Origin of the sequence: Mesorhizobium sp. Root695 (assembly GCF_001428185.1) — a bacterium.
Lineage (GTDB): Bacteria > Pseudomonadota > Alphaproteobacteria > Rhizobiales > Rhizobiaceae > Mesorhizobium.
Genome location: NZ_LMHO01000043.1, coordinates 180,888 through 203,377, shown reverse-complemented (window position 1 = coordinate 203,377; position 22,490 = coordinate 180,888). Strand labels below are relative to the sequence as shown.

Here is a 22,490-nt window from a genome sequence, read left to right as displayed (position 1 = left end):
CATGGCCCTTGTCGACGACCCATTGATTGACGAAGCGGGCTTTCGCATGTCGGAAGCGACGGCGGGCGATTTCTTCGCCCTGTTGAAGCCGCGCGTAATGTCGCTGGTGGTGTTCACCGCCTTTGTCGGTCTCGTCGCCGCACCGGTGACCATCAACCCGCTGCTGGCGGTGATCGCCATCCTGGCTATTGCAATAGGTGCTGGCGCCTCCGGCGCGCTTAACATGTGGTATGACGCCGACATCGATGCGGTGATGACCAGGACCGCCAGCCGTCCGGTCCCGGCCGGTCGCATCCAGCCGCACGAGGCGCTGAGCTTCGGGCTAGTGCTGTCTGTGCTGTCGGTGATGACGCTCGGCGTGCTGGTCAACTGGCTGTCGGCGACGCTGCTGGCCTTCACCATTTTCTTCTATGCCGTCGTCTACACGATGTGGCTGAAGCGCTGGACGCCGCAGAACATCGTCATCGGCGGTGCTGCAGGCGCCATTCCGCCAGTCATTGGCTGGGCCGCGGTGACCGGAACGGTCAGCCTCGAAAGCCTGATCCTGTTCCTGATCATCTTCCTGTGGACGCCGCCGCATTTCTGGGCGCTGGCGCTGTTCAAGTCCGAGGACTATGCCAAGGCCGGCATCCCGATGATGCCGAATGTCGCCGGACAGGCTTCGACCCGCCGTCAGATCTTCGCCTACGCGCTGGTCCTGGCCCCGGTCGGCGTGTTGCCATGGCTGCTTGGTTACACCACCCCGATCTATGGCGTGGCCGCCGCGCTGCTCGGGGTCGGTTTTGTCTGGTATGCGTGGAAAGTACTTGGCATGGCCGATGACGACCGCGTCATGAAGCCGGCCAAGGCCTTGTTCGCCTATTCGCTTCTCTATCTCTTTGCAATTTTCGCCGCCTATCTTGCCGACAGCGTCGTCGAGCGCGCGCTTGCCATGGGCGGAGCATGACCATGATCGAAGAAAAGCTCGAGCTGGTCACGCTGACCGAGCGTCAGAGGAAGGCCCAGCGTAGCCGTTCCATCGCCATCGGCGTGGCGCTGGCGTTGCTGGTCGTCATTTTCTATATCGCGACGATCGTGAAGTTCGGCCACAATTTGGGCGCGATGTAATGAGCGTCGAGATGTCCAAAAAAACGACGGGAAAGACCAGCAACGTCATCGTCGCGGCGGTCTGCCTTGCCTTCTTCACCGGCATGATCGGCATGGCCTACGCCGCGGTGCCGCTTTACAAGATGTTCTGTCAGGCGACAGGCTATGGCGGCACGACGCAGCGTGCCGAGAAGCAGTATGCCGGCCGTGTGCTCGACCGTGAGGTCACAGTCCGCTTCGATGCCAACATCGCCGGCGTGCCGTGGGACTTCCAGCCGGTTCAGCGCTCGATGACCATGAAGATCGGCGAGACGGTGCAGGCGCGCTACAAGGCCACCAACAAGTTCGATCGCCCCATGACCGGCCGCGCCACCTTCAATGTGCAGCCGGAACTGGCGGGTCCCTACTTCAACAAGGTCGAGTGTTTCTGTTTCACGGACACGACGCTGAAGCCCGGCGAGACGCTGGACATGCCGGTCCTGTTCTATGTGGACCCCGACATCGTCAACGTCCCGGAACTGAAGGACGTGAAGACGATCACCCTGTCCTACACGATGTTCCCGGTCGAGAAGACCAAGCCGGTCGCCTCCTCGGAGCCGGCCAAGGGCAATAGCAAGACAATTTCGAATACCGAAGCAAATCTCGGGGGTTGATATGGCAGACGCGCACGCAAAACCACAGCATGACTATCACCTCGTCGACCCGAGCCCGTGGCCTTTCCTAGGCTCGGTGGGCGCGCTCGTCATGGCGTTTGGCGGCGTCTGCCTCATGGAGTACCTGAAGGGCGGTTCCTTTCCGATCTTCGGCTTCAATATCGCCAATCCGTGGCTGTTCTTCATCGGCCTGGTGATCGTGCTCTACACGATGTTCGCCTGGTGGTCGGATACGATCAAGGAAGCGCATGAGGGCCATCACACGCGGGTCGTGTCGCTGCATCTGCGCTACGGCATGATCATGTTCATCGCCTCGGAGGTGATGTTCTTCGTCGCCTGGTTCTGGGCCTATTTCGACGCCAGCCTGTTTCCGAGCGAAGTCCAGCAATACGCCCGTACCGCGTTTACCGGTGGTGTCTGGCCGCCGAAGGGCATGGAAGTTCTCGATCCTTTCCATTTGCCGCTCTACAACACCGTCATCCTGCTCCTGTCGGGCACCACGGTCACCTGGGCGCACCATTCGCTCATCCATGGCGATCGCAAGGGCCTGATCAACGGCTTGGTGCTGACCGTCGGCCTCGGCATGCTGTTCACCATGGTGCAGGCTTACGAGTACATGCACGCTCCGTTCGGCTTCAAGGATTCCATCTACGGCGCCACCTTCTTCATGGCGACCGGCTTCCACGGCTTCCATGTCATCATCGGCACGATCTTCCTGGCTGTCTGCCTTATCAGGGCGATGAAGGGTGATTTCACCCCCAAGCAGCATTTCGGCTTCGAGGCGGCCGCCTGGTATTGGCATTTCGTCGATGTGGTCTGGCTGTTCCTGTTCGCATCGATCTACGTCTGGGGATCGGTCGGCGCGGTGATCGAAGGCCACTGATCCGTCCTTTGGGATTTGATCTGGGGAGGGCGGCCGCGGCGACGTGGCCGCCTTCTTCTTTTCGGCGCAATGATCGCCGATCCGTAGCCGATGCGGCTGACAATTCCCTGTGCCATTTGCACATTCGTCATCGCGGCATTCCCGGCCTTGCCGCGGAAAGGATCGATCTGGTGGGGCTGGCTGCTTCAATTGGTCGACTGGACCGATGGCTGCATTGCGGTTACGGACTCCGACATGGACGAAATCTGGGCAATGGTTGCCGATGGCACACCGATCGAGATCGAGCGGTAAAAAATGAGCGACGACGCTTCCATGAGTGAAGATAGGGCGATCTGGCCGCCGATCGACCCGATTTCGGCCGGCTTGCACGGCCGTTGTCCGCGGTGCGGCGAAGGGCGGCTGTTTGCCGGGTTCCTCACTGTTGGCAAGCGCTGCGCCAATTGTGGCCTCGACTATTCCTACGCCGATGCCGGCGACGGGCCGGCGGTCTTTGTCATCCTGATCATAGGCTTCCTCATTGTCGGCCTGGCGCTCTGGGTTGAAGTCACGCTGAGCCCGCCGCTCTGGCTGCATCTGCTTGTCTGGATCCCGCTGGCTGTCGTGCTGTGCCTGACGGCGCTGCGGCTGATCAAGGGCGTGCTGCTTACCCTGCAATACCGCAACAGGGCGGCCGAGGGCCGGCTGGATCGCGGCGAATGAGCGAGGCATCCGTCAAGGCCCGTTCGCGGCCACGGATGGCATTGCTTTTCAGCCTTGGCCTTGTGCTGTTCCTGATCCTGCTGGCGCTCGGCACCTGGCAGGTCCAGCGCCTGTACTGGAAGGAAGGTCTTCTCGAGACCATCGACCAGCGCACCCACTCGGTGCCACGGCCGCTGGCCGAGGTTGAGAGAGAATTCACCGCCACCGGCGACGTCGACTACACGCCAGTCACCGTCACCGGCACTTTCCTGCATCAAGGCGAACGGCATTTCTACGCAACCTGGGACGGCGACGCGGGCTTCAATGTCTACACGCCGCTTGCCCTGGACGATGGTCGCTTCGTCCTGATCAATCGCGGCTTCGTGCCCTACGATCTGAAGGATGCCGCCAAGCGCGCCAAGGGACAGGTGACGGGCAAGGTGACGGTCACGGGACTTGCCCGCAATCCGCTGCCGGCAAAGCCATCGATGATGCTTCCCGACAACGACGTGGCGAAGAACATCTTCTACTGGAAGGACCGTGACGTGATGGCGGCGAGCGCCGGGCTGCCGGCTGGTGCCGCGCTGGTGCCGATCTTCATCGACGCCGACAAGACGCCCAATCCAGGCGGATTGCCGGTTGGCGGCGTCACCATCATCGACCTGCCGAACAGCCATCTGCAATATGCGATGACCTGGTATGGACTTGCCGCGGCGCTCGCCGCCGTGCTCATCTTGCGGCTTCGCCGTCCCGCGAAAGAGGAATGAACGCGACCGATGCCCTTGACAGGGCAGGCGTGCGCAGCTCATTTCGGCTTTGATCAACCGGCCCGGATTCATGCTTCAGACAACCATCAAGCCTCCCTTGACGATCCGGCTCTGCCAGCCGCGCGGTTTTTGCGCTGGTGTCGACCGTGCCATCCAGATCGTCGTGCTGGCGCTGAAGAAATATGGCGCGCCGGTCTATGTCCGCCATGAGATCGTGCACAACCGCTACGTGGTCGAGGGGCTGCAAAGCCTTGGCGCTGTCTTCATCGAGGAACTCTCCGAAATCCCGGCGGAACATCGCCAGAGCCCGGTCGTGTTCTCGGCGCATGGCGTGCCGAAGTCGGTGCCTGCGGATGCCCAGGCGCGCAATCTCTTCTATCTGGATGCCACCTGCCCGCTGGTGTCGAAGGTCCACAAACAGGCGATGCGCCATCAGCGGCTCGGCCGCCATGTGCTCTTGATCGGGCACGCCGGTCATCCCGAGGTGATCGGCACCATGGGCCAGTTGCCGGACGGGGCGGTGACGCTGATCGAGACCGAAGCTGACGCCGCCAGGCTTGTGCCCGCCGATCCGCAGGAGCTCGGCTTCGTTACCCAGACCACTTTGTCGGTCGAGGACACCGCCGGCATCATCCGCGCGTTGCAGGATCGCTTTCCAGCCCTGCAGGCGCCGGCGGCGGAGTCGATCTGCTACGCCACCACCAACCGTCAGGAGGCGGTCAAGGAGACCGCCGCCGGCGCCGATCTCTACCTGATCGTCGGCGCGCCCAATTCTTCCAATTCACGGCGCCTTGTCGAAGTGGCGGAACGTGCCGGCGCCTCAATGTCGCTTCTCGTGCAGCGCGCCGCCGAGATTCCGTGGAATGACATCGGCAACATCACGACGCTCGGCCTGTCGGCCGGCGCGTCAGCGCCCGAAATCATCGTCGACGAGATCATCGACGCGTTCCGGCAGCGCTTCGATGTCACGATCGACCTGGCCATCACGGCCACGGAAACGGAGGATTTTCCGGTCATGCGGGTACTGCGCGATGTCGAACTGACGCGGGCCGACATGGCCTTCGTCAATGGAGCCGCGTAGGGCACATGGCGGTCTACACCGACGTTGCGGAAGGCGAACTCGGCGCATTCCTGAAGCACTATCCGGTCGGCGATCTGCTGTCCTACAAGGGCATCGCCGAAGGCACCGAGAACTCGAACTTCCTGCTGCACACCTCCAGCGGCTCCTACATCCTGACGCTCTATGAAAAGCGGGTCGAGAAGGCGGATCTGCCGTTTTTCCTCGGCCTGATGGGCCATCTCGCCAACAACGGCGTGTCCTGTCCGCTGCCGGTGACCGCGCATGACGGCAGCGTCATCGGCACGCTCGCCGGCCGGCCGGCGGTGATCATCACCTTCCTCGAAGGGCTTTCGCTGCGGCGGCCGACAGCAACGCATTGCGGCGAGGTCGGCAAGGCGTTGGCACAGTTGCATCTGGCCGGCGCCGATTTTTCGATGACGCGCCCAAATGCGCTGGCCATCGACGGCTGGCGCAAGCTCTGGAACGCGGCGCGCGACCGCGCCGACGAGGTCGAGCCGGGCCTGGCGGCCGAGGTCGATGCCGACTTCGCCGACTTCGAGCGGAACTGGCCGAAAGACCTGCCGCAAGGCATCATCCATGCCGATCTTTTCCCGGACAACGTCTTCTTCCTCGGTGAAAAGCTCTCCGGCCTGATCGACTTCTATTTCGCCTGCGACGACCTCTATGCCTACGATGTCGCCACCTGCCTCAACGCCTGGTGCTTCGAGAAGGATTTTTCCTTCAACCTCACCAAGGGCAAGGCGTTGCTTGCCGGCTATCAGAGCGTGCGTCCCCTGAGCGACCAGGAGAAGGCGGCGCTGCCGATGCTGGCGCGCGGTTCGGCGCTGCGCTTCATGCTGACCCGGCTGTACGACTGGCTGACCGTTCCCGATGGCGGGCTGGTGATGAAACGCGATCCGACCGAGTATATCCGCAGGATGCGATTCCACCGGGCGATCAGATCTCCTTCGGAATATGGATTGGCCTGATATGGGGTATCATGAGCAAACAGGTTGAGATCTTCACCGACGGCGCCTGTTCGGGCAACCCCGGCCCCGGCGGCTGGGGCGCGATCCTGCGCTTCAACGGCACCACCAAGGAGCTTTCCGGCGGCGAGGCCGAGACGACCAACAACCGCATGGAACTTCTCGCCGCCATCTCGGCGCTGAATGCGCTGAAGGAACCTTGCACGGTCGAGCTTCACACCGACAGCAAATATGTCATGGACGGCATTTCCAAGTGGATCCACGGCTGGAAGAAGAACGGCTGGAAGACCGCCGACAAGAAACCAGTCAAGAACGGTGAACTCTGGCAGGCGCTCGACGAAGCCAACAGGCGCCACAAGGTCATCTGGAACTGGGTCAAGGGCCATGCCGGCCATACCGAGAACGAGCGCGCCGACGAACTCGCGCGCGAAGGCATGGCGCCGTTCAAGAAAGGCCCGTTCAAGCCTGCTGCTGCACCAAAGCCGGCTGGGCAGGCAAAACAGCCGGCAATCGCCAAGGTGCGGCGCTCGACCCAGAGCTATTGATTCCGATAGCCGGGCGGCTCTCAGGCAGGGGATTACTATCGTGCCGATCCTCTACTACGTCACGCATCCCCAGGTTCAGGTCGATGCCAGCGTTCCCGTGCCGGAATGGGGGCTATCCGACATCGGACGCGCGAGAGCGTTTGCAATGCTCGATCAGCCCTGGGTCGGGTCGATCCGGCGTATCGTGTCGTCTGCTGAACGCAAGGCGATGGAAACCGCCGAGATCCTCGCAGCGCATCTGCGTCTTGCCATCGAGGTGAGGGAACGGATGCACGAGAACGACCGATCGGCAACGGGTTTCCTGCCGCCGCCGGAGTTCGAAGCGGTTGCGGGCCAATTCTTTGCCAATCCACACGAAAGCATTCGCGGATGGGAAAGAGCCATCGATGCGCAGCATCGTATCGTGAGCGAGGTCGACACCGTGCTCCGTACCAATGATGCCGACGACATTGCCTTCGTGGGGCACGGAGGGGTGGGAACGCTGCTGTTGCTGTCTCTCAGGGGTCGCGAGATCAGCCGCGAAGCGGATCAGCCAGCCGGCGGCGGCAACTATTTCGCCTACGACATTGGCGCAGGCAGAGTCGTCCACGGATGGCGGCCGATCGACGGGCCAGCACAGCCGTAACGCTCAGCGTATCAGCAGCGCCGTGCCGTATAGCCCGAGCGCGAACACCGTGTGCGATACCAGGTTGAGGGCACGGATCTGCATCGGGTTGGGGCGCTTCGAGGCGGCCCAGCCGGCGCCCATGCCGGGCGCCAGCAGGAACCAGCCGGCGCAGACGGTGACGATGCCGAGGATGAAGGCCGGCAGGAATCTCGGCGCGGCAAGCCAGCCCGCTCCGGCCAGCACCACCAGGATGATGCCGTAGACGATACCGACAAAATAATGAAAGGCCCAACCCAACGCCTTTTCATGCGTGTAAGGCGCTGCATCGCCGATATCATCGTGAAAGACCTTGTCGCGCAGGTGCCAGACCCAACGCCCGACCGGCCCCCAGTTCGGCCGGGGCTGGCCAAACGCCTTGTGCAGGAACATGGCCCAGAGATCCATCAGCACGGTGGCGCCGATGCCGATCGCGATGGCGCGCCAGAAGATGTCAAACATCGCTAGGGTTCCCCCAAGGCAAGCCCTGGACTGCAACCGCGATCGCCGTTGCGGTCCTCCGCCCGACGCCGCGCTGAAGTTCAGAGCTGTCCCAGAATATGAGCCGCGCCGGACTCGTCGACACCGGGCTTGGTCTCGACATTGAGCGCGGTGACCTTGCCGTCGTCGATGACCATCGAAAACCGCTTCGAACGCAGCCCCATGCCGCTGGCGGAAAGGTCATTGTCGAGACCCACCGCCTTGGCGAAATCGCCACTGCCGTCGGCGAGGAACAGGATCTTGCCCTCACCGCCGGTGAAGTGCGCCCAGGCGCCCATGACGTGGACGTCATTGACCGAAACGACGGCGATGGTGTCGACGCCGCGCGCCAGGATGGCGTCATGGTTCTCGAGATAGCCGGGCAAATGGTTGTTGCTGCAGGTCGGCGTGAAGGCGCCGGGAACCCCAAACAGCACGACCTTCTTTCCAGAGAAGATCTCGGCCCCGGTGATCGGCTTGACGCCATCGGCGGTCATCGTCTTGAAGGTCACGTCAGGCAGCTTGTCGCCAACGGAAATGGTCATGAATTCCTCGCTTGGGAAAATGGGGAAGGACGTGTCTTTGCGTAGCGAAGTCAACGGCTTCCTGCAACCGTTCGGATGGGCTGGATCAAGGGAAAGGCAGAATCCCTTCGACCGCGCCAGCCGAACTCGTCAGCGTATAGTGAAGCCCGCCATCCGTCGGCGTCGTCGAAGGGCGATCGAGGATCGGCACGGTGAAAATCAGCTTGCCGTCCTTTTCGCTGCGAGAAGGGGTGCCGAACATGTAGTCCCGCTCGCCGGCAACGAAGAAATCCGCCGCCTGCGGATCGCCGGGAAAGCTCGCCTCGACGATCAGCGTCTCATGGTCGCCCGGCAGGACATTGATGCCGAAATCGGATCTCGCCGGCGCCGGCAGTGCCGTGAAACTCGCCTTCACCAGCGCCGCGTCCTCGGCATTGTCCGGATCGGAGGCGGGGTCGACGGTCAGCCGCGTCTGCACCGGAATGCAGATCGTTTCGCAGATGCCGAGAAAGATGTCAGCATCGATGACCGCCGGCTGGTTCGGCGTCCCCAGCGTGAATGTCACCGGCAGCGAAACCGGATAGTTGTAGCCTGCCCATTTGCCGTAGCCGTCGTCATGGCGCTGCGGGGCAGGGAACGCCAGAGCGGCGTCGGTTATGTTGGTGCTGGCTGAAATGTCGAGCTGCGGCGGCACGCCAGCGTCGCCCGGATCGCGCCAGTAGGTCTTCCAGCCGGGCTTGAGCGCTATGTCGAGGACGCCCTGGATGCGGCCGGCCTCGTCGGCTTTGCCTGATGTCACCAGCCGGACCTTGCCGCCTTCGCTGTTGTACCACGCCGATGAGGAGGCGGCGGCGGGAAGAGCGGTTGCCGATCCGATGGCGGCGCCGAGCAGCAGGATTTTCAAGCTTTGCATGGTGGTGATTTGATCGTCCGTTCGTGGCCGCGCAATGATTTCATGGCCTTGCCGGTATCATATTTGCGTGACCTCGAGGGAGAAGAATGCTCGAGCCGGCGGCATGGGCTTTGGTCGAATCCCACACGGCGCATCTTTTCGGCGCTTTGGAAACGCGTTACGCTCCCTCTCATGGACTTGTTGCGCCACAAGAAGACAGCCACGAGCCGTGGCTTTCTCGACGATCAGTTCCTGATTGCCATGCCCGGCATGAAGGACGACCGTTTCACGCGCTCGGTCATCTATGTCTGCGCGCACTCAGATGAAGGCGCCATGGGCCTGATCATCAACCAGACGCAGCAGATGCTGTTTCCGGACCTGCTCGTGCAACTGGGCATCATGAACGAACAGGAGGCGATCCGCTTGCCGGCGCAGGCGCGCGATTTCGTCGTGCGCAATGGCGGGCCTGTGGATCGCAGCCGGGGCTTTGTCCTGCATTCGGGCGACTACCGGGTGGAATCGTCGCTGACCGTTTCGGACGACATCTGCCTGACCGCGACCGTCGACATCTTGCGCGCCATATCGTCTGGCCGCGGGCCGCGTCACGCGCTGATGGCGCTCGGCTATTCCGGCTGGGGCGCCGGCCAATTGGAGACCGAGATCGCCGAGAATGGCTGGCTGACCTGTCCGGCCAATGCCGAGCTCCTGTTCGACACCGACATTGAGCGCAAATATGACCGGATTCTCGCCTCGATCGGCATCGATCTAGCCCATCTCAGCCTCGCCGCCGGACACGCCTGAGCCTCTCAGGCTTGCGTTAGCGGATACTGCTCCTTCAGCGTCTTCAGCACCTGGTCGCCCGGCATCGGCGCGCCGAACATGAAGCTTTGGACATATTCGCAGCCCATCTGGCGCAGTTCCAGCGCGTCGCTTTCGTCCGAAATCCCCTCGGCGACGACAGACAGGCCAAGCTCATGCGCCATGTTGACCATCGATTTGAGCAGCACCGCGCGCTTGGGCGTGTTGTCGTCAACGAAGCTCTTGTCGATCTTGATGGTGTCGAAAGGGAAACGCGTCAGATAGGCCAACGACGAATAGCCGGTGCCGAAATCGTCCAGCGACAGGCCGATGCCGAGCTGCTTCAGCTTGGTGAGCACATGGGCGGTCTGCTCGGGATTGTCCATGACAAGCGATTCGGTGAGTTCGAGCCGGAAGCAGCGCGGCTTCAGATTGGCCCGAGCAATGACCGAGCGGACGTCGCTGACCAGATCGCGGCGGATGAGCTGGCGGCTGGACAAATTGACCGAGACCGACAGCGGCGCGTCGCCGATCTGTTTTTGCCAGCTGGCGAGGTCTTCCGCCGCCTGCTGCATGGCAAACAGGCCGAGCTGCACGATCAGCCCGCAGCTTTCTGCGACCGGGATGAAATCCGCCGGCGGGATCATGCCCCGGCGCGGATGGTCCCAGCGCAGCAGCGCCTCGAAGCCGGCGACGCTGCCGTCCTCGAGCCGCACGATCGGTTGGTAGGCAAGGGTAAACTCGCGCCGCTCGATGGCGCGACGCAGGTCGGATTCGAACTGCAGTCTGTCGGTACCCACGGTGCGGAAAGCCGGACGGAACGGCTCGATCCTGTCGCCGCCGAAGCGCTTGGCCTGATGCATGGCAAGCTCGGCATCCTTGACCATGTCCTCGGCCGACATCTGCGGCGAATTCCAGGTGATCAACCCGATCGACGCGGTCAGCACGATCTCGCGCTTGGCGAAGGTGATCGGGTTGTTGATGGCATGCTTGATGGCGTCCGCCACGGCGGCGATGCGAGCCGGGTCCTGTTCGGAAAGCAGCATCAGCGCGAACTGATCGCCGGCAAAGCGCGACAGCGAATCCTTCGGCTTGAGCAATCTATGCAGCCGTCGCGCGATGGTCAACAGAATGGTGTCGCCGGCCGAGATGCCGAGCCCGTCATTGACCTGCTTGAAACGGTCGATGTCGATGACGAAGACGGTCGGGCGCACCTTCTCTTCGGTGCGCGCGATCGAGATGATCGCTTCCAGCCGGTTCATCAGAAGTTCGCGGTTCGGCAGGCCGGTCAGATTGTCGTGAACGGCGTCGTGCAGCAGCCTTTCCTCGGACTTTTTCTGCTCGGTCACGTCGACCATGGTGCCGACGCAGCGAATCACTTCGCCATCCGATCCGATCACCGGCCGTGCCCTGAGTGAGAACCAGTGATAGTGCCCATCGGCGCCGCGCAGGCGGAAATTCTGCGACACCCGGCCGCGCCGATGTTCGAGCACGACGTCGAGCGTCGTGCGGAAGGTGTCGCGGTCGTCGGCATGCAGCACCGGCAGCCAGTTGCGCGCGGCGCCGCCGAGGCTGTTGGGTGCCAGCCCGAGCTGGATGCTGACATCGGGCTTGGTGACGACGCGGTCGCGCAGCACGTCCCAGTCCCACACCGTGTCACCCGATCCAGCCACCGCCAGCGCCTGCCGCTCGAGGTCGGAGAACAGACCCTGATGCAGGGCGCCGCCGGCAAAGGCATGCTGCATGACGGTGAAGCCGATCAACAGGATGATCAGGATCAACCCGCCGCCCAAGGCCGGCTGGGCGATGTCGTTGTCGAGCATGCCGGTGATCGCCATCCACGACCCGCATAGCCACAACAGCACCATGACCCAACTGGGCACCAGCATGATGGCGCGGTCGTAGCCGCGTATGCCGAGGAAGATGATCAGGCCGAGCCCGGTCAGCGCGGTGGCGGCGAAGGACAATCTGGCGATGCCGGCCGCGACCGCCGGATCGACGATGGCGACGCCGGCGATCAGCACCAGTCCGAGGATCCAGACCAGCGCGCCGTAGCTGAAATGGCCGTGCCATCGGTTGAGATTGAGATAGGCGAACAGGAACACCACGAAGGTTCCCGCCAGCGCCACCTCCGTTCCGGCTCGCCACATCTGCTCGTTGCCGGGCGAGATCTCGATAATCTTGTTGAGGAAGCCGAAATCGACGCAGATATAGGCAAGCACCGCCCAGGCGAGTGCCGCAGTCGCCGGGAACATCGAGGTTCCCTTGACCACGAAAAGGATGGTCAGGAACAGCGCCAGCAGGCCGGCGATGCCGATGACGATACCGCGAAACAGCGTGTAGGAATTGACCGAGTCCTTGTAGGATTCCGGATCCCACAGATAGACCTGCGGCAGCTTCGGCGAGGCCAGTTCGGCGATGAAGGTGATCACCGTGCCGGGGTTCAGCGTCACCCGGAACACGTCGGCGTCGGGGCTGGTCTGGCGGTCGAGCGCGAAGCCCTCGCTGGGCGTGATGGCGGCGATGCGTGTCGAGCCGAGATCCGGCCAGAAGATACCGGAATTCACCAGTCGGAAATGCGGTGCGACGATCAGCCTGTCGAGCTGCTGGTCGGTGGTGTTTGCGAGCGCGAACACCGCCCAGTCGCCGGTCGAACGCGCGTCATTGGCCTCGACCTCGATGCGCCGCACGATGCCGTCCGGCCCCGGCGCGGTCGACACCTGGAAATTCTCACCCTGGTTCCGGTAGATCTCGACGGCGCCTGAAAGGTCGAGCGCGACGTCGTCACGGGCAATCTTGATCGGTTCGACGGCGAAGGCCGACGATGCCGCGCACAGCGTCAGGATTGTCGCGAGCACAAAGGCGAACAGCGGCCCGTTTCGCAGGAAATTCGTCAAAAATCAGTCCTTCGTTCCAACGCCCGGCGGATCGTCCGCGATCCGGGCGTAGAGGTAGTGGTCCTGCCAGATGCCATTGATCCTGAGATAGGATCGCAGAAGTCCTTCGCGCCGGAATCCGGCTTTTTCAAGCACGCGGATCGACCGGATATTGTCGGGAATACAGGCCGCTTCGATCCGGTGCAACCTCAGCGTATCGAAGGCGAAGCGGGCCACCACCTTGACCGCGTCGGTCATCAGGCCGCGGCCGCCAAAGCGCTCGCCGATCCAGTAGCCGACATGGCCGCTTTGCGAGACCCCGTGGCGTATGTTGCCGAGCGTGATGCCGCCCGCCAGCTTGCCGCTGCTCTTCTCGAAGATGAAGAAGGCGATAGCCGTTCCTTGTGCATAGTCTTCGCGGTACCGGCTGATGCGCAGCCGCCATGCGGTGCGGTCGAGTTCATCCGGCGTCCAGCGCGGCTCCCAGGGTTCGAGGAAGGCCCGGCTTTCGCCGCGCACCGTCGCCCACTCGCGGTAGTCGTTCGTGAATGGCACGCGCAACGTGACGCGGTCGCCCTTCAGTGCCGGCAGGTCACGGCGAAAGAAAGGGAGCGCGAACACGACGCTTTGAGGGGCTTAGACGGCGAGCTTGCGGGCCGTGGTCTGCGTGCCTGCGAGCGATTCGAGGATCGCTTCGTATGGCGCTAGCGTACCCACAGGCCCGACAGCGGTAAGCGTCGGCTTGGTCGAGAACAATCGCGACGACAGATCGGTCAGCCGCTCGATCGTCAGCGCCGACAGCCGTTCCATCAGTTCCTCCTTGGCGATCGGCCGGCCGAACAGAAGCAGTTGCCGTGCGATCTGCGAAGCCCGGCTGGCCGGGCTTTCGGCGGACATGATCAGCCCGGCGCGATACTGGGCGCGCGCGCGGTCGAGTTCTTCCTGCAGGATCTTCTCGCCGGCCTTCTGCAGTTCGTCGATGATGACCGGCACCAGTTCGGCGATGTCGCTCTGGCCGGTGGCGGCATGGACGCCGAAGACGCCGGTGTCGGAAAAGCCCCAATGGAAGGCATAGACCGAATAGCACAGGCCGCGCTTCTCGCGGACCTCCTGGAACAGACGCGACGACATGCCGCCGCCGAGGATCATCGACAGCACCTGCGAGGCATAGAAATCGCGCACATGATAGGCGCGGCCTTCGAACCCTAGGACGATCTGCGCGTCCATCAGGTCGCGGTCTTCGCGGAAGTCGCCGCCGACATATTGCGCGTATTGCGGAATGGTGCTGTCGGCCTTGCTGCGGAAGCCGCCGAGCTGCTTTTCGACCTCGCGCACGAAATTGTCGTGCTTGATGTCCCCGGCGGCGACGATCACCATGCGCTCGGCACCATATTGCCGCTCGATGAAATCGTGCAACTGCTTGGAGGTGAAGGATTTGACCGTTTCGGGCGTGCCGAGAATGGAGCGGCCAATGGTCTGATGGCGATAGGCGGTTTCCGTGAAGCGGTCAAAAACGATGTCGTCGGGCGTGTCGTGCGCGGCGCCGATCTCCTGCAGGATCACATGCTGTTCGCGTTCAAGCTCCTGAGGGTCGAATTCGGATTCCTGCAGGATGTCGGCAAGAATATCGACGGCCAGGGGCACATCGTCGGAAAGCACCCTGGCATAGTAGGAGGTGGTCTCGACGCTGGTGGCGGCGTTTATCTCGCCGCCGACGTCCTCGATCTCCGAGGCGATTTCGAAGGCGCTTCGCCTTTTCGTGCCCTTGAACGCCATGTGCTCGAGCAGATGGGCCATGCCATGCTCGTCGTCGCGTTCATTGCGGGCACCCGACTTGACCCAGGCACCAAGGGCAACCGATTCGATGCTTTGAAGGGTTTCGGTGGCGACTGTCAGGCCGTTCGACAGACGGCTTACCTCAACACCCATATGGCTAGTACTCCCTAACGCGCCGCCCGCGCGCGGCGGCCGACGTAATCTTCCACCATTTTCAGGTCGGATGGAAGTACCGTGTATTTTTCCTCCGCTGTCATCAACCCACCTAGCCATGCGGGCAGTGCCGGCGACACCCCGCTGGCGGCTTCGACGGCGGCCGGGAATTTTGCCGGGTGGGCGGTGCCCAGCACCACCATCGGCACCGGGCCTGCCGCCGTGCCTGCCGCGACATGTACGGCCGCCGCAGTGTGGGGATCGAGCAGATAGTTGCTGGCCGCGAGCGTCGAGCGGATGGTGGCAGCGACCTCGTCCATATCAGCCCGGCCGGCGTCGAATTCGGACCGCATGCTGGCGATTTGCTGGGTTTCGATGGTGAAAGCGCCGGATTGCTTCAGGCTGTCCATGTAGCGTCGCACGGTCGCGGCGTCACGGCCGGAGGCCTCGAACAGCAAGCGTTCGAAATTGGACGATACCTGGATGTCCATCGACGGCGACGTGGTCGCAAAGACGCCTTTGGTGCGGTATTCGCCGGTTGCGAAGGTCCGCGCCAGGATGTCGTTGTCATTGGTGGCGATGACCAGCCGTTCGATCGGCAGGCCCATCTTCTTGGCGGCATAGCCGGCGAAGATATCGCCGAAATTGCCGGTCGGCACGGTAAAGGAGACCGGCCTGTCCGGCGCACCGAGCGACAGCGCCGAGGAGAAATAATAGACGATCTGGGCCATGATACGGGCCCAGTTGATCGAATTCACGCCCGAAAGCGCCACCCGGTCGCGAAAGCCGTGATCGTTGAACATGTCCTTGAGCAGGCCCTGGCAATCGTCGAAATTGCCTTCGATCGCCAGCGCATGGACGTTTTCAGCCGTCGATGTTGTCATCTGCCGCTGCTGCACCGGCGAGACGCGGCCGTGCGGGAAAAGGATGAAGATGTCGGTGCGGCTACGCCCGGCAAAGGCATCGATTGCCGCCCCGCCGGTATCGCCCGAGGTGGCGCCGACGATGGTGGCGTGCTGATCGCGTTCGCTAAGCACATGATCCATCAGCCGGGCGAGAAGCTGCATCGCCACGTCCTTGAAGGCGAGTGTCGGCCCGTGGAAGAGTTCCAGGATGAAGGTGTTGGGGCCGGTCTGCACCAGCGGGCAGACGGCCTCGTGGCGGAAGGTGGCATAGGCTTCGCGCACCAGCCGTTCGAAGACGGGCGCCGGGATTTCGCCGCCAAGGAACGGCGACAGCACGCGGATGGCAAGATCGGGATAGGCAAGGCCGCGCATGGCGCGGATCTCGGCTGCGGAAAACTGCGGCCACTCGCGCGGCACATAGAGCCCACCGTCGCGCGCCAGCCCAGCCAGCACGGCGTCGGAAAATCCAAGAACGGGGGCTTCCCCGCGGGTACTCACATATTGCATGTCACAAATCCGTTACTGCTTGGCTTTTCCGTCCACCGCAAGGTGGTTAATTTCTGCGCTGGCTCAGTCGCATTTTTGCCGCGCGGTTGATATACGTCACCGGCTTTGCGAGAGGGAAGTGCAGTTTCATGGCGTTTCGTACATTCAGTGGTCGCTTTTTGGCGGGTCTTGCGCTCACCGGCTTTATGCTTGCCGCCGCCGGCTGCCAATCGGGCGACAATGGCATCCTGAACCTCGGCATCGGCAAGAAGGATCCAACCGCGCCACCGCCGCCTCAGGATCCCAAGATACTGGCCAGCCAGTTGCAGGCCTACTGCCCAAGGGTGACGGTGCGCGACGGCACGGCATTCTTCAACACCTATGCCAAGGACGCCCAGAAGCCCAAGCCTAAGGTCAAGAGGACCGGCGACGCCGCGCTGGATGCCGCGGCCCAGGCTGAGGCTGACGCCGCCGCTGGAACTCCGCCCGACGAGTCGGCGAACATCATCTACCAGGCATCGGTCAGCGACGTGACGCGCGACTGCAGCCGTGCCAACGGCCAGTTGACGATGAAGATCGCGGTCGCCGGCAAGATCGTGCCGGGACCGAAATTTTCTCCGGGCACCATCACCATGCCGATCCGCACCGCCGTGATGCACGGCACCGAAGTCCTCTACTCTCAGCTTCACCAGTATCAGGTTCAGGTTACCGATCCTTCGGCTGCCACGCAGTTTGTGTTCACCGATTCCAATGTTGTCGTGCCTGAGCCGACGGCGCAGGACTATCAGGCCTTTGCCGGCTATGATGAAAACGCGCCGAAGGTGACGACGGACAAGCCGAAGAAGACCCACCGCAAGAGAGCTGCCGCGACGAACTAGATCGCGGCGTCGCGGCGCACGCTTCTCAGGCGTCCGACCACTCCGACAGCGCAGCGATCACGCTTTTCAGCTCCGCCCAGCGGCGGATCACCGTCTCGGCGCCGGCTTCGGTCAGCGCGTCGGCATGGCCGGAATAGCTGTGGGCGGCGCCGGTGAAGCCGATCACCCGCATGCCGGCCGCCCTGGCGCCGTGGACGCCGTGCACGGAATCCTCGATGACGAAAGTGTTCGCCGGGTTGGCGTTGAGTGTCTCCGCCGCGAACAGGAACACGTCGGGCGCCGGCTTGGTCTTCTTGCTTGGTATTTCCAGTGCCGAAAAAATTCGGCCGGCGAAAAACGGCTGCAGATGCACCTTCTCCAGCATGAATTCGATCCGCTCCGAGCGAGAATTGGAGCAGACGCAACGCGGCGCCGTTACCGCGGCGACCGCCTCGCGCACGCCATCGATGGCGCGGACGTCGCTGCGCAGTTTGCGGTCGACTAGGTCCTCGGCACGGTCGATCAGCGAGGCCTGGAACGGAATCCTGGACTTCTCCTCGACCCGCATCATGATGTCCTTGAAGGTCAGTCCGGCATAGGTCTCGGAAATCTCATCAGCCGATATTTCGTACCCGGCCAGGGTCAGCAGTTCCGCCTCGACACGGGCGGCGATGATTTCGGAATCGACGAGCACGCCGTCGCAATCGAAGATGACAAGGTCTGGCTGGGGCATGGTGATCCGGACAATGGGGGTGAAGGGCCTCAGAAGGCTCAGGCGGCGCGGCATACACCAACAGGGCGACCTTCGCAAATTTGGCAGTCTTCACCGAATATTTACGCTGATCGGTAACCATAACAGAGAGTAAAACAGTAACGCGTGCCTTGGGTGTCAGAATGTCTGCCGTGCGTCTTCTCGACGAGCTATCCCACGCTCCCCAGCAATCCGAATGGCTGGATACGATCCTCAAAGGCGACTGCGTCGCCGCACTCGACCGGCTGCCCGAAAAGTCGATCGACGTGATCTTCGCCGATCCGCCCTACAATCTGCAGCTCGACGGCGACCTGCACCGTCCTGACCAGTCGAAGGTCGACGCCGTCGACGACGACTGGGACCAGTTTGAGAGTTTCGAGGCCTATGACGCCTTCACGCGGGCCTGGCTTCTGGCAGCGCGCCGGGTGCTGAAGCCCAACGGCACCATCTGGGTCATCGGCTCCTATCACAACATCTTCCGGGTCGGCGCCAAGATGCAGGATCTCGGCTTCTGGATCCTCAACGACGTCGTCTGGCGCAAGACCAACCCGATGCCGAATTTCCGCGGGCGCCGCTTCCAGAATGCGCATGAGACGATGATCTGGGCTACGCGCGACCAGAAGGGCAAGGGCTATACCTTCAACTACGAAGCGATGAAGGCGTCCAATGACGACATCCAGATGCGCTCCGACTGGCTGTTTCCGATCTGCACCGGCGGCGAGCGCCTGAAGAACGACAATGGCGACAAGCTGCACCCGACGCAGAAGCCGGAAGCACTGCTTGCCCGCATCATGATGGCCTCGACCAAGCCGGGCGACATCGTGCTCGATCCCTTCTTCGGCTCCGGCACCACGGGCGCGGTGGCCAAGCGTCTTGGCCGCCATTTCGTCGGCATCGAACGCGAGCAGGCCTATATCGACGCCGCCAACGAGCGCATCGACGCGGTGCGGCCGCTGGATGGTGCGGACCTCACCGTGCTGACCGGCAAGCGCGCCGAGCCGCGCGTTGCCTTCGTCAGCCTGATCGACACCGGGCTGATGCTGCCGGGTGCGACGCTCTATGACGCCAAGAAGCGCTGGGCGGCCAAGGTGCGTGCCGACGGTACGGTGGCGATCGGCGACAGCGCCGGCTCGATCCACAAGATCGGCGCCGAAGTGCAGGGTCTGGATGCCTGCAACGGCTGGACCTTCTGGCATTATGAGCGCAGCGGCGGCCTAACCCCGATCGACGAGCTTCGCCGCATTGCACGGCTAGGCATGGAGCGGGCAGGGGCCTGAGCCCCTGCCAATTGCTTCGAATTCCGTTGATTCAAAGGCTCAACGGATCGCGCGAAGCGATTCAAATCACGCCTTGATTCCGAGACGCTCAAGGTCTGCTTGAAGCGTCTTCGCATCGGTGAACAGCACCGATTGCCAGCCTGCCGCCTTGGCGCCATCGACATTCTTCTGGCTGTCATCGATGAACAGCGTCGCGGCCGGTTCGAGGCCGAAGGCAGCGACGTGATGATCGTAAATGCCGCGATCCGGCTTGATCAGGCCGATCTCGCCAGAGATGGTGACGCCGCGCGGCCGTTCGAGAAAATCGAAGCGCTCGCGGGCCTCGGCCAGCGTGTCGCTGGCAAAATTGGTCAGCATGGTCACGTCGTGGCCGCTCTCGATCAGGCCGACCATGATGGCGACGCTGTCTTCATAAGCATGCGGCACCATCTCGTGCCAGTGGCGGCGGAAACTACGGATGTTTTCCGCGTGATCGGGATGGTCCGCGATCAGCAGCGCCTCGGCCTCTTCCCAAGTCCGGCCGCGATCCTGCTCGATGTTCCAGTCATGCGTGCAGACATTGTCGAAGAACCACTTTCTCTCTTCGGCATCCGGAATGAGGCGGCTGAACGGAATGTTGGGATCGTAGTGGATCAGCACTCTGCCGATGTCGAAAACGATGTGGCGTATTTCAGTCATGGGGCCTCTTTGCACTGTGTGGCGACGGCTTTTTCGTCGCGCCCGGTATCGCCGCTTCGATTGCCTTTTTCATGACAGTCGGCAGCGCTTCCCCGGAAATCTCGTGGGCTGGCGACCAAAAATGCCCCGCCAGCGCATCACCTTTGATGTGGGCGTGAAAGACTTCGAGCTCGAGAGCGAAATGCGTGAATACATGCGCAATGCGGCCTGCATGCCGCCAGTCGGCGGGAAAGGGCGCGGACGCTTCCGTGGTCGCCCCATCGATCCGCGCTGTCCAGCCTGTCGTCGGCACCTCGGTCATGCCGCCAAGCAAGCCCTTCTCCGCCCGTTTGCGCAGAAGGATGGCGCCGTCGTTTCGCACGGCGACGAAGGCAGCACCCCGCCGCAGCGGCTTGTCGGCCTTGGGCAGGCGCACCGGGAAGTGCTCGGGATCGCCTGAAAGGACGGCGCTGCAGTCTTCACGCAGCGGGCACAACATGCAGCGCGGCCGCCGCGGGGTGCAGATCGTGGCGCCGAGATCCATCATCGCCTGGGCGAAGTCACCCGGCCTTGTCCCGGGCACCATGCATTCGACATGGACGCGTATCTCGGCTTTGGCTTCACTCAGCGGCGTTGTGATCGAAAACAACCGGGAGATGACGCGTTCGACATTGCCGTCGACAACGGCGGCCGGGCGGTCGAAGGCGATCGCCGTGATCGCGGCCGACGTATAGGCGCCGATGCCGGGCAATTCTCTCAAAGCCGCCTCCGTGTCGGGAAACTGGCCACCACGCTGAGCGACGAGATCGGCACAGGCCTTGAGATTGCGGGCACGAGAGTAGTAGCCGAGCCCGGCCCAGGCCTTCATTACATCCTCGGTCGGGGCCGCGGCCAGTGCCTCGACATCGGGCCATTTCTCGATGAAAACCCGGAAATAGGCCTTCACCGCCTCGACGGTGGTCTGCTGCAGCATGACCTCGGACAGCCAGATGCGGTAGGGATCAGGCCGTGCGCCGCGCGCATGCTCACGCGGTGTGATGCGCCACGGCAACTCACGGTGATGCACATCGTACCAGCCGAGCAGGCGGGATGCGATATCTCTGGATGCAGCTCTGCTGCTATCCCTGGATACAGCCATGCTGTTATCCTCGGATGCGGTCTTGCGGGTCTGGTCTGCTGATGCCATTGATCTTGTATTGGCCTGGCCGGTATCTGGTGGGGTCGTGGCTGGAGAACGTACATGGCAGGGAGAACGCCCTACGGCAATCCCGTCCCGGTCAGCGATCTCGCGACCAAGATCCTCGACCCGGTGCTGCGCAAGCGGGCCGGCATTTCGATCGGCCTCGTCCAGTCATGGGAAGAGATTGCCGGGCCACGACTGGCCAGCCACTCGCGCCCCGAAAAAATCCAGTGGCCGCGCCGCATGCATGAGGACGATCCGTTCGAGCCGGCCGTGCTGGTCATCGCCTGCGAAGGCATGGCGGCACTTCATCTGCAGCACGAGACCGGCGAGATCATCAACCGGGTCAATGCCTTCCTCGGTTTCACCGCGATCAGCCGCATCAGGATCTTGCAGAAGCCGGTGACAGCCGACAAAGGGAAGCGCAGACCGGCCCTCAGGCCGCTGACGGCGGCCGAGAAGACGAAATTGTCCGGAACGGTCGGCTTGGTCGACAATGATGAGTTGCGCGCCTCGCTGGAAAGACTTGGCGCGACCATTATCGGGGAGAGGAAGTCATAGGCCCTTGGAAGAAGTCGTGGGGCCCTTGAAGAAAGTCATGGATTTGTCGTCAATATCTCGCATTCGTGATCGCTCTTGTCAGGTTTCGCGATTGGATTGGGGATCGAGATGCCTTAATTCGCGCCAACTCTCGCCTTTTCGTGCCTTTGCATTGCAAAATCCAACCCTTGTCAGGTGATTCGTATGAACCGTCCCCCGTTCGGCCAAAGCTTGTCTCGCAGAAACGTCCTGTCTTCGCTGGCAGCCATTCCGGCGGTCGCCCTGCTCGCCGCGTGCAGCGACTCTGGCGAGGAAGCGAAGGCCGCGGATGTAAAGCCCGCGGATGTAAAGCCCGCGGCGCCGGCCGCTCCCGCGAAGCCGGCCACGCCGGCCGCTGCTACCGCCCCGGAAGCCCAGGGCACCGTGGATATGGCGGAACTGATGAAGCCGGGTGCGCTGCCCGACAAGCAACTCGGCAAGGACGACGCCAAGGTCACCATCGTCGAATACGCCTCGATGACCTGCCCGCACTGCGCGCATTTCGCCGAGACCACCTTTCCGGAGCTGAAGACCAAGTACATCGACACCGGCAAGGCGCGTTACATCCTGCGCGAATTCCCGTTCGATCCGAGCGCCGAAGCCGGTTTCATGCTGGCGCGCTGCGCCAAGGATAACTATTTCCCGATGGTGGACGTCCTGTTCAGGCAGCAGGCGAACTGGGTTGGCGTCCAGAACACCAAGGATGCGCTGCTGCAAATCTCGAAGCTCGCCGGTTTTACACAGGAGTCCTTCGAGGCCTGCTTGACGGACCAGAAACTTCTGGACGATGTGAGATCGGTCCAGAAGCGCGGCGCCAATGAATTCAAGGTCGACTCGACACCGACCTTCTTCATCAACGGTAAGACCTACAAAGGGGCGATGTCGATTGAGGAAATGTCGGCCATCATCGACCCTCTGCTCTGACGTCCAGTCAGCAATGAGGCGGCGGCGCTTCGGCGTGCGCGGCTTCTTGTCGTGCCGCGAATTCCTTTCGCAGA

At 62.6% G+C, this 22,490-nt stretch carries 25 protein-coding genes and 1 pseudogene; 16 read left to right on the top strand and 10 right to left on the bottom strand.

The window, feature by feature from the left end:
• Position 1 precedes the first annotated feature (1 nt).
• From ASD99_RS27605 to ASD99_RS27555, 11 genes and pseudogenes are all read left to right on the top strand, one after another.
• Positions 2–946 (top strand): heme o synthase, encoded by a 945-nt coding sequence (locus ASD99_RS27605; RefSeq protein WP_056581036.1) that lies wholly within the window; start codon positions 2–4, stop codon positions 944–946.
• 2 nt (positions 947–948) lie between these two features.
• The gene (locus ASD99_RS27600) at positions 949–1,107 is read left to right on the top strand and encodes a hypothetical protein (protein ID WP_082525185.1); all 159 of its coding nucleotides are present in this window, start codon (positions 949–951) and stop codon (positions 1,105–1,107) included.
• Entirely contained in the window at positions 1,107–1,739 is a 633-nt protein-coding gene (locus ASD99_RS27595) for a cytochrome c oxidase assembly protein (protein WP_057145506.1), read from the top strand. Before ASD99_RS27600 ends, ASD99_RS27595 begins: the two co-directional genes overlap by 1 nt.
• Position 1,740: 1 nt before the next feature.
• Positions 1,741–2,622: a cytochrome c oxidase subunit 3 gene (locus tag ASD99_RS27590; protein ID WP_056581027.1), complete on the top strand. Its 882-nt coding sequence runs from the start codon at positions 1,741–1,743 to the stop codon at positions 2,620–2,622.
• Between the two features lie 168 nt (positions 2,623–2,790).
• A pseudogene (locus tag ASD99_RS32820) lies at positions 2,791–2,913 on the top strand (L,D-transpeptidase family protein); the annotation flags it as partial.
• Positions 2,914–2,934: 21 nt separating this feature from the next.
• Entirely contained in the window at positions 2,935–3,321 is a 387-nt protein-coding gene (locus ASD99_RS27580; RefSeq protein ID WP_056581909.1) for a DUF983 domain-containing protein, read from the top strand.
• On the top strand, positions 3,318–4,067 hold the full coding sequence (locus ASD99_RS27575; RefSeq protein WP_057145505.1) for an SURF1 family protein: 750 nt from the start codon (positions 3,318–3,320) through the stop codon (positions 4,065–4,067). The genes ASD99_RS27580 and ASD99_RS27575 overlap by 4 nt, the downstream gene beginning before the upstream one ends.
• Before the next feature lie 70 nt (positions 4,068–4,137).
• Positions 4,138–5,148: a 4-hydroxy-3-methylbut-2-enyl diphosphate reductase gene (gene ispH, locus ASD99_RS27570; protein WP_056581908.1), complete on the top strand. Its 1,011-nt coding sequence runs from the start codon at positions 4,138–4,140 to the stop codon at positions 5,146–5,148.
• 5 nt (positions 5,149–5,153) lie between these two features.
• A complete protein-coding gene (locus ASD99_RS27565) occupies positions 5,154–6,116 on the top strand; it encodes a homoserine kinase (RefSeq protein ID WP_057145504.1) in 963 nt (320 codons plus the stop codon).
• A gap of 11 nt (positions 6,117–6,127) precedes the next feature.
• Positions 6,128–6,658: a ribonuclease HI gene (gene rnhA / locus ASD99_RS27560; RefSeq protein WP_056581015.1), complete on the top strand. Its 531-nt coding sequence runs from the start codon at positions 6,128–6,130 to the stop codon at positions 6,656–6,658.
• Positions 6,659–6,698: 40 nt separating this feature from the next.
• Complete coding sequence (locus tag ASD99_RS27555; RefSeq protein WP_057145503.1) at positions 6,699–7,283, top strand: histidine phosphatase family protein; 585 nt, start codon at positions 6,699–6,701, stop codon at positions 7,281–7,283.
• 3 nt (positions 7,284–7,286) lie between these two features.
• Here ASD99_RS27555 and ASD99_RS27550 read toward each other — a convergent pair whose 3' ends face one another.
• The 3 genes from ASD99_RS27550 to ASD99_RS27540 form a co-directional block, all read right to left on the bottom strand.
• The gene (locus tag ASD99_RS27550; protein WP_057145502.1) at positions 7,287–7,763 is read right to left on the bottom strand and encodes a DUF2938 domain-containing protein; all 477 of its coding nucleotides are present in this window, start codon (positions 7,761–7,763) and stop codon (positions 7,287–7,289) included.
• An 80-nt stretch (positions 7,764–7,843) separates the two neighbouring features.
• Positions 7,844–8,326: a peroxiredoxin gene (locus tag ASD99_RS27545; protein WP_056581006.1), complete on the bottom strand. Its 483-nt coding sequence runs from the start codon at positions 8,324–8,326 to the stop codon at positions 7,844–7,846.
• Positions 8,327–8,411: 85 nt separating this feature from the next.
• The gene (locus ASD99_RS27540) at positions 8,412–9,218 is read right to left on the bottom strand and encodes a protein-disulfide reductase DsbD domain-containing protein (RefSeq protein ID WP_056581003.1); all 807 of its coding nucleotides are present in this window, start codon (positions 9,216–9,218) and stop codon (positions 8,412–8,414) included.
• 171 nt (positions 9,219–9,389) lie between these two features.
• On the opposite strand from ASD99_RS27540, the gene ASD99_RS27535 reads away from it, so the two are divergent.
• Positions 9,390–9,998, top strand: coding sequence for a YqgE/AlgH family protein (locus ASD99_RS27535; protein ID WP_056580999.1), 609 nt, complete (start codon positions 9,390–9,392; stop codon positions 9,996–9,998).
• 5 nt (positions 9,999–10,003) lie between these two features.
• On the opposite strand, the gene ASD99_RS27530 is transcribed toward ASD99_RS27535, so the two are convergent.
• From ASD99_RS27530 to thrC, 4 genes are read right to left on the bottom strand one after another with little or no spacing between them, the layout of a single operon-like run.
• Positions 10,004–12,892, bottom strand: coding sequence for an EAL domain-containing protein (locus tag ASD99_RS27530; protein ID WP_056580996.1), 2,889 nt, complete (start codon positions 12,890–12,892; stop codon positions 10,004–10,006).
• 3 nt (positions 12,893–12,895) lie between these two features.
• Complete coding sequence (locus tag ASD99_RS27525) at positions 12,896–13,492, bottom strand: GNAT family N-acetyltransferase (RefSeq protein ID WP_057145501.1); 597 nt, start codon at positions 13,490–13,492, stop codon at positions 12,896–12,898.
• 15 nt (positions 13,493–13,507) lie between these two features.
• Positions 13,508–14,800 carry a M16 family metallopeptidase gene (locus ASD99_RS27520; protein WP_056580991.1) on the bottom strand — a complete coding sequence of 431 codons (1,293 nt, stop codon included), beginning with the start codon at positions 14,798–14,800 and terminating at the stop codon, positions 13,508–13,510.
• Between the two features lie 14 nt (positions 14,801–14,814).
• Positions 14,815–16,212 carry a threonine synthase gene (thrC, locus tag ASD99_RS27515; protein WP_057145500.1) on the bottom strand — a complete coding sequence of 466 codons (1,398 nt, stop codon included), beginning with the start codon at positions 16,210–16,212 and terminating at the stop codon, positions 14,815–14,817.
• Positions 16,213–16,340: 128 nt separating this feature from the next.
• Between thrC and ASD99_RS27510 the strand changes: the two genes are divergently transcribed.
• A complete protein-coding gene (locus ASD99_RS27510) occupies positions 16,341–17,069 on the top strand; it encodes a hypothetical protein (protein ID WP_057145499.1) in 729 nt (242 codons plus the stop codon).
• A 25-nt stretch (positions 17,070–17,094) separates the two neighbouring features.
• Here ASD99_RS27510 and ASD99_RS27505 read toward each other — a convergent pair whose 3' ends face one another.
• On the bottom strand, positions 17,095–17,781 hold the full coding sequence (locus ASD99_RS27505; protein ID WP_057145557.1) for an HAD family hydrolase: 687 nt from the start codon (positions 17,779–17,781) through the stop codon (positions 17,095–17,097).
• 161 nt (positions 17,782–17,942) lie between these two features.
• Here ASD99_RS27505 and ASD99_RS27500 point away from each other — a divergent pair, with 161 nt between their 5' ends.
• Positions 17,943–19,076, top strand: a complete 1,134-nt coding sequence (locus ASD99_RS27500; protein ID WP_056580980.1) for a site-specific DNA-methyltransferase — start codon at positions 17,943–17,945, stop codon at positions 19,074–19,076.
• Between the two features lie 66 nt (positions 19,077–19,142).
• On the opposite strand, the gene ASD99_RS27495 is transcribed toward ASD99_RS27500, so the two are convergent.
• Positions 19,143–19,754: an HAD family hydrolase gene (locus ASD99_RS27495; protein ID WP_056580978.1), complete on the bottom strand. Its 612-nt coding sequence runs from the start codon at positions 19,752–19,754 to the stop codon at positions 19,143–19,145.
• On the bottom strand, positions 19,747–20,919 hold the full coding sequence (gene mutY, locus ASD99_RS27490) for an A/G-specific adenine glycosylase (protein ID WP_057145498.1): 1,173 nt from the start codon (positions 20,917–20,919) through the stop codon (positions 19,747–19,749). The genes ASD99_RS27495 and mutY overlap by 8 nt, the downstream gene beginning before the upstream one ends.
• 54 nt (positions 20,920–20,973) lie before the next feature.
• Between mutY and ASD99_RS27485 the strand changes: the two genes are divergently transcribed.
• Together ASD99_RS27485 and ASD99_RS27480 are read left to right on the top strand one after the other, a co-directional pair.
• Entirely contained in the window at positions 20,974–21,474 is a 501-nt protein-coding gene (locus tag ASD99_RS27485) for a DUF721 domain-containing protein (RefSeq protein WP_056580972.1), read from the top strand.
• A 183-nt stretch (positions 21,475–21,657) separates the two neighbouring features.
• A complete protein-coding gene (locus ASD99_RS27480) occupies positions 21,658–22,416 on the top strand; it encodes a DsbA family protein (RefSeq protein WP_057145497.1) in 759 nt (252 codons plus the stop codon).
• The last annotated feature ends 74 nt before the right edge of the window (positions 22,417–22,490 follow it).

Coding starts and splice junctions, on each gene's coding strand:
- ASD99_RS27605 (WP_056581036.1), top strand. CDS start 2: ATGGCCCTTGTCGACGACCCATTGATTGACGAAGCGGGCTTTCGCATG.
- ASD99_RS27600 (WP_082525185.1), top strand. CDS start 949: ATGATCGAAGAAAAGCTCGAGCTGGTCACGCTGACCGAGCGTCAGAGG.
- ASD99_RS27595 (WP_057145506.1), top strand. CDS start 1,107: ATGAGCGTCGAGATGTCCAAAAAAACGACGGGAAAGACCAGCAACGTC.
- ASD99_RS27590 (WP_056581027.1), top strand. CDS start 1,741: ATGGCAGACGCGCACGCAAAACCACAGCATGACTATCACCTCGTCGAC.
- ASD99_RS27580 (WP_056581909.1), top strand. CDS start 2,935: ATGAGTGAAGATAGGGCGATCTGGCCGCCGATCGACCCGATTTCGGCC.
- ASD99_RS27575 (WP_057145505.1), top strand. CDS start 3,318: ATGAGCGAGGCATCCGTCAAGGCCCGTTCGCGGCCACGGATGGCATTG.
- ispH (WP_056581908.1), top strand. CDS start 4,138: ATGCTTCAGACAACCATCAAGCCTCCCTTGACGATCCGGCTCTGCCAG.
- ASD99_RS27565 (WP_057145504.1), top strand. CDS start 5,154: ATGGCGGTCTACACCGACGTTGCGGAAGGCGAACTCGGCGCATTCCTG.
- rnhA (WP_056581015.1), top strand. CDS start 6,128: ATGAGCAAACAGGTTGAGATCTTCACCGACGGCGCCTGTTCGGGCAAC.
- ASD99_RS27550 (WP_057145502.1), bottom strand. CDS start 7,763: ATGTTTGACATCTTCTGGCGCGCCATCGCGATCGGCATCGGCGCCACC.
- ASD99_RS27545 (WP_056581006.1), bottom strand. CDS start 8,326: ATGACCATTTCCGTTGGCGACAAGCTGCCTGACGTGACCTTCAAGACG.
- ASD99_RS27540 (WP_056581003.1), bottom strand. CDS start 9,218: ATGCAAAGCTTGAAAATCCTGCTGCTCGGCGCCGCCATCGGATCGGCA.
- ASD99_RS27535 (WP_056580999.1), top strand. CDS start 9,390: ATGGACTTGTTGCGCCACAAGAAGACAGCCACGAGCCGTGGCTTTCTC.
- ASD99_RS27520 (WP_056580991.1), bottom strand. CDS start 14,800: ATGGGTGTTGAGGTAAGCCGTCTGTCGAACGGCCTGACAGTCGCCACC.
- thrC (WP_057145500.1), bottom strand. CDS start 16,212: ATGCAATATGTGAGTACCCGCGGGGAAGCCCCCGTTCTTGGATTTTCC.
- ASD99_RS27510 (WP_057145499.1), top strand. CDS start 16,341: ATGGCGTTTCGTACATTCAGTGGTCGCTTTTTGGCGGGTCTTGCGCTC.
- ASD99_RS27505 (WP_057145557.1), bottom strand. CDS start 17,781: ATGCCCCAGCCAGACCTTGTCATCTTCGATTGCGACGGCGTGCTCGTC.
- ASD99_RS27500 (WP_056580980.1), top strand. CDS start 17,943: ATGTCTGCCGTGCGTCTTCTCGACGAGCTATCCCACGCTCCCCAGCAA.
- ASD99_RS27495 (WP_056580978.1), bottom strand. CDS start 19,754: ATGACTGAAATACGCCACATCGTTTTCGACATCGGCAGAGTGCTGATC.
- mutY (WP_057145498.1), bottom strand. CDS start 20,919: ATGGCATCAGCAGACCAGACCCGCAAGACCGCATCCGAGGATAACAGC.
- ASD99_RS27485 (WP_056580972.1), top strand. CDS start 20,974: ATGGCAGGGAGAACGCCCTACGGCAATCCCGTCCCGGTCAGCGATCTC.
- ASD99_RS27480 (WP_057145497.1), top strand. CDS start 21,658: ATGAACCGTCCCCCGTTCGGCCAAAGCTTGTCTCGCAGAAACGTCCTG.